Origin of the sequence: Nocardiopsis prasina DSM 43845 (assembly GCF_000341265.1) — a bacterium.
In the GTDB taxonomy this organism is placed as follows: domain Bacteria; phylum Actinomycetota; class Actinomycetes; order Streptosporangiales; family Streptosporangiaceae; genus Nocardiopsis; species Nocardiopsis prasina.
On sequence record NZ_ANAE01000183.1, the window covers coordinates 1 to 7,568 of the forward strand.

Below are 7,568 nucleotides of genomic sequence, written 5' to 3' on the forward strand. Positions count from 1 at the left end.
TCTTCGAGCACGCCGACGGCCGCAAGTCCCACTACTCCATCTGGTCCGTCACCTGCGACAACGACGACACCTTCGAGGTGCGCATGTGGTTCCTGCCGGAGAGCGACGTCCTCCTCTACGTGTGGTCCGTGGACGCCCAGTACAGCGCCGTCTACGACGAGATCGCCGAGTCGATGGACACCACGGAGTACCGGAACGGGTAGCCGGGGCCGTGCTCAGGGGCCGTGGCCGGGGTGACCGGCGGGCCCGCGGCCGCGGGCCGGACGGCGGCCGGGTTTCGCACCTGTGGATTACTCCAACCGAGTGTTCCCGAAGGGCCCTGAGGACATAGGGTCGTGTTCGGTGAAGCAGTCAACGGAACTTGATGGGGTGCATGCGCAGGTGACCACCATGGGAACGGCGGGACGGGTCGAGCAGTACACGCTGGACAACGGACTGCGTCTGGTGACGGCTCCGGCCTCCACCGGGCAGGTCGCCTCGGTCAACCTCTGGTACGGGGTCGGGTCGAGGCACGAGGTGACCGGCCGCACCGGGTTCGCGCACCTGTTCGAGCACCTGATGTTCCAGGGCAGCGGGAACGTCACCAAGGGCGAGCACTTCGACGTGGTCGAGCGGCTGGGCGGCGACATCAACGCCTCGACCTCCACCGACCGCACCAACTACTACGAGACGGTCCCCACCCACGCCCTGGACACCGTCCTGTGGCTGGAGGCCGACCGCCTGGCGACCCTGCGCGAGGGCATGACCCAGGAGGTCCTGGACAACCAGCGCGACGTCGTCAAGAACGAGCGCCGCCAGCGCTACGACAACCAGCCCTACGGCACGGCCCTGGAGCGCATCCTGCGCCTGGCCTACCCCGAGGGCCACCCGTACCACCACTCCACGATCGGCTCCATGGCCGACCTGGACGCCGCCGACCTGGACTACGTCAAGTCCTTCCACAAGGCGCACTACGGCCCCGACAACTGCGTGCTGACCATCGTCAGCGACCTGGAGTCCGAGGACGTCCTGGCCAGGGTCGAGAAGTTCTTCGGCGGCATCCCCGCCCGCGAGGACCTCCCCGAGACCCCCGACCCGACACTGCGCGCCCCCCTGGGCGGCCCCGTGCGGGACGCCGTGACCGAGACGGTCCCGGCCGCCGGGGTGTTCATCGGCTTCCGCGTCCCCTCCTACGGCGAGCGCGGACACGACGCCGCCCAGTTGGCCGCCGCCGTCCTCGGACAGGGCCAGGGCAGCCGCCTGTACCGGTCGCTGGTCGTGGACCGGCCCATCGCCGCCGACGACGGCGGGGGCTCCGCCGACATCCTGCCCTTCCGCTACACCGACAGCCTCCTGCTGGTGAACATGCTGGCCCGCGAGGGCGTGGAGGGCGACGTCCTGGAGCAGGCCATCCGCGAGGAGGTCGCCAAGCTCGCCAACGGCGTCACCGACGAGGAACTCGACCGGGCCCGCGCCGTCCTGGAACGCGACCACCTGCACTCCATCGCCAGCCCCTCCGGCCTGGCCGACACCATCGGCAGCTGCACACAGCTGCTCGGCGACCCCGAGCTCGCCTTCACCTGGCCCGAGCGCTGGGCGGACATCACCGCCGAGGAGGTCCGCGCCGCCGCCGCGAACCTGCTCGGTGAAGACAACATGCTGGTCGTCCGGTTCGACCCCGAGCCGGAGACCGCCGCCGAGACGCTCCAGGCGGAAGCCGAGGCCGACGCCGCGGCCCAAGCCCAGCAGGCGTAACCGCCCCGTTCCCGCCCAGCCGCAGAAAGAGCCGCAGAGCATGCAGAACCGCCCGGACCTCGGCGCCCCCGCGTCCTTCACCTTTCCCAAGCCCCAGCGGATCACCGTCGGCGGCGGCACCATCGTCGCCCTCGACGTCCCCGGCCAGCAGCTGGCCTCCCTCCGCCTCGTGCACCCCTTCGGCGGTGCCGTCGAACCGCTCGACGCCATGGGCGTCAGCGCCCTGACCAGCGAGGCTTTGGAGGACGGCCCCGGCGGCAACAGCTCCCTGGCCCCGGCCCTGGAGCGCCACGGCGCCGAGTGGATCGCCCGCGTCAACTGGGACGGCTTCATCACCGGCCTGGACGCGCCCACCAACCGCTTGGGCGAGGCCGTCCACCTGTTCGCGGACGCCGTGCGCAATCCGGCCCTGAACCCCGACGACGTCGTTCGCCGTCGTGAGCAGCTCCTGGAGCGCTTCTGGCTGGATGCCTCCTCCGCCTCCACCCTGGCCATGCGCAGCCTCGGCGGTCAGCTGTTCACCGGCCGCTACGCCACGCCGCTGGCCGGCGGGCCGGTCAAGCTGGCCGACATCAGCCCCGAGACCGTCGCGCGCTTCCACGCGGACTCGATCGCCTCGGTGGCCGGAACCCTCGTGGTCGTCGGCGACCTGGCCAACGTCGACCTGGAGGAGCTGGGCCGGATCGTGTTCGGCGACGCCGCTCCCGCGCCCGAGCGCCCGGTCACCGAGCACGCCCCGCCGCCCGGGGACCTGCCGCGCGTGCTGATCGTCGACCGCCCCGGATCCGTGCAGTCGGCCCTGGTCATCGCGCACCGTGCACCCTCGCGTTCGCAGGTGGACCTGCCGCGCGCCGAGGGCATCGGCGAGATCCTGGGAGGCATGTTCACCTCCCGCCTCAACATGGAGCTGCGCGAGCGCCTGGGCTACACCTACGGCGCCGGGAGCCGCTTCGACCTGCGCCGCGACAGCGGTGTGTTCTTCATGAGCACGCAGGTCGAGGCCGGGACCACCGCGCACTCGGTCACCTCCTCGCTGGAGCAGGTGAACAAGCTGCGCGACCAGGGAGTGACCGAGGACGAGTTGTCCACGGTCCGCGAGTCCAACACCGTGGGGCTGCCGGTCGCCTACTCCACGGCCCGGGCCATGGCGGGCGCGCTGGTCGACATGGTCGTCCACGACCTGCCCGACGACAACGTGGACCGCATCCGCGCCGGATACGAGAAGCTCACCGCCGAGGACCTGAACTCCGCCGCCGTCGAGTACCTTCGTCCTGAGGAGGCCGTCGTGGTGGTGGTCGGCGACGCCGACAGCCTGCGCGAACCGCTGGCCAAGACCGGTGTCGGGCCGGTCGAGGTACGCAGCCCCGAGTCCCTCTGGAGCTGATCCCTTGGGCGGCGCACGCGAGCACGCACGTGCACGTGGGGCCGCCCGGGTCAAGGATTGGTAAGGGAGGGCCCCGTCGCCGCATGTGTGGCCCTCCCTCGGACATAACGAAACCGAACCTATGTGTCAGCCATCAGACAACCAGCGGCGTGACCCCGGCGTCATCCTGGTATAACGAGTGATCCGTGCACCTAAGTGGTGACAGCGACCGCAATGCTCCGCAGGAGGCCACCATGGCCGGTGAATGGACCCGTGGATAACCGTGTCCTCCCTAGAAAACCCGCACACGCAGCGGCCCCAGGCGTCGCTCGATTCCGCGCGTCCCGAGGCGGCCGTGGCTGAGCCGGAGGGCGGTGGCAGGCTGCTCAAGGCTCGCTACCAGCTGACCTCCGAGATCGCGCGCGGCGGCGTCGGTACCGTCTGGCGCGCCACCGACCTGGTCATCAAGCGCGAGGTGGCGGTCAAGGAGCTCCGCCTGCCCTCGGACCTGAGCCGGAACGAACGCGAGTCCCTGGTCCAGCGCACCACGCGGGAGGCCCGGGTCGCCGGACGCCTCGTCCATCCCAGCCTCGTCACCGTCCTGGACGTCGTGGACGAGGACGAGCGGCCGTGGATCGTCATGGAGCTGCTGGAGGCCTCCACCCTGGAGGAGATCATCCAGGTGGGCGGCCCGCTGCCCTACCAGCGCGTGGCCGAGATCGGGCTCCAGCTGATCGACGCGCTCAAGGTCGCGCACAACGAGGGCATCGTCCACCGCGACGTCAAGCCGGACAACGTGATGATCAGCGAGGCCGGACGTGTGGTGCTGACCGACTTCGGCCTGGCCGCCTGGAACGGCGAGTCCGCGCTGAGCGCCTCGGGACGCATCATAGGTTCGCCCGCCTACATCCCACCGGAGCGCGCCAAGGCCGGTCCGGTCGGGCCGGAGTCCGACATCTGGTCCCTGGGCGCCACCCTGTACGCGGCGGTCGAGGGGTATCCGCCCTACGACCGCAAGGGCTACATCAAGATCCTGCGCCAGGAACCGTTGGACGAGCCCAAGGAGGCCACCAACGCTGGTCCGCTCGCCCCGGTGCTGGCCGGGATGCTGCGAGTGGAGCCGGGGGAGCGGCTGAGCGCGGAGAACGCGGCCAAGATGCTGCGGATCGCGGCGCTCGCGCCCTGGGCACCCGATCGTTCCGACGCGGAGCGCGCCCCAGCGGAGGGGGACGCCTCCGAGGAGGAGACGGGCGCCGACACCGAGGGGGTGGAGGAGCGCGAGTCGGCTCGCGAGCACTTCCGCGCGGGAGCGCACGTGCTGGCCGAGTCCATCAGCGAACGGCTGCGCAACAGCCCGGAGGCGGTGAACTCGATCATGCTGTCCATCCGCGAGTCCACGGAGACGCTGGGGCTCACCAAGTCGGGCAAGCACTCCGAGCGCAGCCACCTGACGGTGGCGGCCGGCGTCGGCCTGGGCGTGGTCGCCCTGCTGGCTCTGGTCATGTGGGCGCTCTTCGGTCTTTGACCACCGGACACACGAAGAGGCGCACGAACCGGTGTTCGCGCGCCTCTCGTCGTTCACGGGGGTCCGCCGGGACCCTCCGGGGAGCCGCCGGGGGCGGAGTGGGGCCGGCGGGATTCGAACCCGCACTGTACAGCACCTAAAGCTGCCGTCTCCTGCCGTTGGACTACGGCCCCGCCGGGGCCACTCTACCGGGATCGGGGACTCGACCGGCCGTCCGGGCCCGTGCTCTCCGGTCGGCCGGTCGGCGGGATCAGACGCCCAGTTCCTTCTTGATCCGGTCCACGTGGCCGGTGGCCTTCACGTTGTAGAACGCCTTGGCCACCTTGCCGTCGGTGCCCACGATGACCGTGGAGCGGATGACGCCCTGGACGACGCGGCCGTAGTTCTTCTTCTCGCCGAAGGCACCGTACGCGCGCAGGGTGTCCTTGTCCGGGTCACCGAGCAGGGTGAACGTCAGGCTCTCCTGTTCCCGGAACTGGGCGAGCTTCTCGGGCTTGTCCGGGGAGACGCCCAGGACGGTGAAGCCGGCGGCGGCGAACTCGGCGATGTTGTCGCGGAAGTCGCAGGCCTGCGTGGTGCACCCGGGCGTCATGGCGGCCGGGTAGAAGTACAGGACGACGCTCTTGCCGGTGTCGGCCAGGACCTTGCTCAGGGTGACGGGCTGGCCGTCGGCGTCGCTGAGGGTGAAGTCGGGAGCCTGGTCGCCGGGCTCCAGACGGATGGGGTCGCTCACGTTGTGTCTTCCTGTCTGCTGCTGGCGGACCGCGTGCGACGGTCCGCGTCGTTTCACGCCTCACAGTACGAGATCGGTCTGAGTGAGGGGAGGGCCGGTTCGTCGGCGCTGGTCGCGGACGCGGATGATCTTCGGTTGCGATTCCGGTTCGGTTCATCCGCTTTGGGATCGACCAACGGTTCGATCACCTATTGTTGACCCTGTGCTATAGGTTGGTCGTCCTCTGGGACATGGCGCAGCGTGCGCGGGTCGCCCGTGACCCGATGGTGTGTCCGACGACCACGGACCGGGACACATCCGCTTCGCTTTGGGAGTAGTTCGTCACGATGCCTCGATACACACTCGACGAGGTCAGGGCTCGTACCCTCAAGGAGCGCGACTCCTGGTTGACGGTGTACCTGGTCGACCCGATCGCGGTCCGGCTCGTGCGTCTGTTCGCGAACCGGACGTCCGTCACCCCCAACCAGCTGACCGTCGTCGCCCTCTTCCTGGGCCTGGGCGCGGCCGTGTGCTTCGCGTTCGGCTACTGGCAGCTGTTGCTCCTCGGAGCCCTGCTCTACTATGCCTGCTTCCTCGTGGACTGCACGGACGGCAAGCTCGCCCGCCTCACCGGTTCGGAGTCGCTCTTCGGGGCGTGGATGGACTACGTCTCGGACCGGTTCAGAGTCCTGGTGTGCGTGGTCGCCCTCATGGGCGGCCAGTACCGGGAGACCGGGCACGTGGCGTTCGTGTGGCTGGCGCTGGCCGTGGTCTTCCTGGACATGCTGCGCTACCTGAACGCCCTCCAGGTGTACAAGGTCCGCCGTGAGATGCGCTCGCACCTGGCGGCCGCCCTGGAGCGGGCCCGTGCCACCCTCTCCATGCTGGAGCCCGAGCGCGACGCCACCGGCGACGCGACCGGTGGCGGCGGCCGCACCATGAGCGACGGCGGAGAGCAGGCGGTGCTGCGCCACGGCATCGGCGTCCTGGAACAGATCCTGCGCAGCCAGAACGAGCGGGAGGCCCGCAACCAGCGAACGGCGGGCAAGCAGCCGGACCTGACACTGCCCAAGGTGGACCTGCACCAGGAGTTCCGGAGCCGTTTCCCCTGGTACCAGCGGTTCTGGGCGGCGCTCAACGCGCGCCGGGTCCGCACCCACCTGGTGGGCGGGATCGAGTTCCAGATGGCGGTCTTCGTGGTGGCCCCGGTCGCGGCGGTCGTGTTCGGGCCCCCGGTCATCGGCTGGATCACCGCGGTCGTCGGCGTTTTGCTGCTCGCCTTCGAGATCGCCATCATCTATAAACTGTGGTTGTCCACGCGGGACTTCTTCCGTGTGGTCGACGGAATCGATGGCGCGCTGAGATTCTCCGGTCCGTTCGACGGCGCGGAGGAACAGGGTCGGGACACCGGCTCGGACTCGGACTCTCAGACAACCGTGCGCTAGTGAAGAGAGGCACCCTATGACGGGACACGAGACCGAACCGCGCCAGACCCCCGCCGAACTCCAGGCCGAGATCAACCGAGAGCAGCGCCGGCTGGCGGAGACGCTGGAGGAGCTGGGCGTGCAGGCCCGTCCGGCCAACATCGCGCGGAGGCAGATCGACAGGGCCAAGGATCGCGGGACCCGGATCTTCGACGAGGCGCGGGCCCTCGTGTTCGGCGGCGGCGCCGTACGCGTGGAGAGCCGCCTGGTGCAGCCCGAGGAGGGCAGCATCGTGGTCAAGGGCGACGACAAGGTGGTGACCACCTACCAGTCGCGCGGTCAGCTGCCGCCCGAGGCGCTCATCCTGATGGCCGGGGTGGGTACGGTCGTCGCGGTGGGCGTCGTGGCCTGGGCGGTCCGCCGCAGACGGAAGTAGCCGCACCGAGCGACGACGACGGGGCCCGCGCGAACACTCGCGCGGGCCCCGTCGTCGTGTCGGCGTGGTGCCGGGCCCCCGGGAGTCAGAGGAAGGTTCGGCCCTCGCCCCGGTAGGTGGGTACGGCGCCCTCGTAGGTGCCGGTGTCGGAGTCGATCAGGTGCAGGGTGTCGAACCGCTCGCAGAGCTCCCCGGCCTTGGCGTGGCGCATCCACACGCGGTCGCCGACGTCGAGCCCGCGCGCCGCCTCGCCGATCAGGGGGGTCTGGACCTCGCCCGCGCCCTCGGTGGGGCTGTAGGTCAGGCCCTCGGGCAGGTGGGGGACCGGCGGGCGGTGCGCGTCGGCGGGGCCGGAGGCCGGGTAGCCGCCGCCG

At 70.3% G+C, this 7,568-nt stretch carries 6 protein-coding genes, 1 tRNA gene and 2 pseudogenes (1 of these 9 running past the window's edge); 6 read left to right on the forward strand and 3 right to left on the reverse strand.

The window, feature by feature from the left end; genetic code table 11:
• The 4 genes and pseudogenes from D452_RS28785 to D452_RS0122555 form a co-directional block, all read left to right on the forward strand.
• Positions 1 to 203: pseudogene (locus D452_RS28785) on the forward strand (hypothetical protein); the annotation flags it as partial.
• Positions 204 to 390: 187 nt separating this feature from the next.
• Positions 391 to 1,734, forward strand: coding sequence for a M16 family metallopeptidase (locus D452_RS0122545; protein WP_051061351.1), 1,344 nt, complete (start codon positions 391 to 393; stop codon positions 1,732 to 1,734).
• A 40-nt stretch (positions 1,735 to 1,774) separates the two neighbouring features.
• On the forward strand, positions 1,775 to 3,118 hold the full coding sequence (locus D452_RS0122550; RefSeq protein ID WP_017546408.1) for a M16 family metallopeptidase: 1,344 nt from the start codon (positions 1,775 to 1,777) through the stop codon (positions 3,116 to 3,118).
• Between the two features lie 334 nt (positions 3,119 to 3,452).
• The gene (locus D452_RS0122555; protein WP_026129587.1) at positions 3,453 to 4,622 is read left to right on the forward strand and encodes a serine/threonine-protein kinase; all 1,170 of its coding nucleotides are present in this window, start codon (positions 3,453 to 3,455) and stop codon (positions 4,620 to 4,622) included.
• A gap of 99 nt (positions 4,623 to 4,721) precedes the next feature.
• Here the strand turns inward: D452_RS0122555 and D452_RS0122560 are convergent.
• A tRNA-Leu gene (locus D452_RS0122560) sits at positions 4,722 to 4,795 on the reverse strand.
• Between the two features lie 77 nt (positions 4,796 to 4,872).
• Positions 4,873 to 5,355 carry a thioredoxin-dependent thiol peroxidase gene (bcp, locus tag D452_RS0122565; RefSeq protein WP_017546409.1) on the reverse strand — a complete coding sequence of 161 codons (483 nt, stop codon included), beginning with the start codon at positions 5,353 to 5,355 and terminating at the stop codon, positions 4,873 to 4,875.
• A 326-nt stretch (positions 5,356 to 5,681) separates the two neighbouring features.
• On the opposite strand from bcp, the gene D452_RS0122570 reads away from it, so the two are divergent.
• Together D452_RS0122570 and D452_RS0122575 are read left to right on the forward strand one after the other, a co-directional pair.
• Complete coding sequence (locus D452_RS0122570; protein ID WP_026129588.1) at positions 5,682 to 6,779, forward strand: CDP-alcohol phosphatidyltransferase family protein; 1,098 nt, start codon at positions 5,682 to 5,684, stop codon at positions 6,777 to 6,779.
• Positions 6,780 to 6,795: 16 nt separating this feature from the next.
• Positions 6,796 to 7,194 carry a DUF3618 domain-containing protein gene (locus D452_RS0122575; protein WP_017546411.1) on the forward strand — a complete coding sequence of 133 codons (399 nt, stop codon included), beginning with the start codon at positions 6,796 to 6,798 and terminating at the stop codon, positions 7,192 to 7,194.
• Between the two features lie 85 nt (positions 7,195 to 7,279).
• On the opposite strand, the pseudogene D452_RS28790 reads toward D452_RS0122575, so the two are convergent.
• Positions 7,280 to 7,568: pseudogene (locus D452_RS28790) on the reverse strand (alanine racemase); it runs 925 nt beyond the window's last position.

Coding starts and splice junctions, on each gene's coding strand:
- D452_RS0122550 (WP_017546408.1), top strand. CDS start 1,775: ATGCAGAACCGCCCGGACCTCGGCGCCCCCGCGTCCTTCACCTTTCCC.
- D452_RS0122575 (WP_017546411.1), top strand. CDS start 6,796: ATGACGGGACACGAGACCGAACCGCGCCAGACCCCCGCCGAACTCCAG.
- D452_RS0122545 (WP_051061351.1), top strand. CDS start 391: ATGGGAACGGCGGGACGGGTCGAGCAGTACACGCTGGACAACGGACTG.
- D452_RS0122570 (WP_026129588.1), top strand. CDS start 5,682: ATGCCTCGATACACACTCGACGAGGTCAGGGCTCGTACCCTCAAGGAG.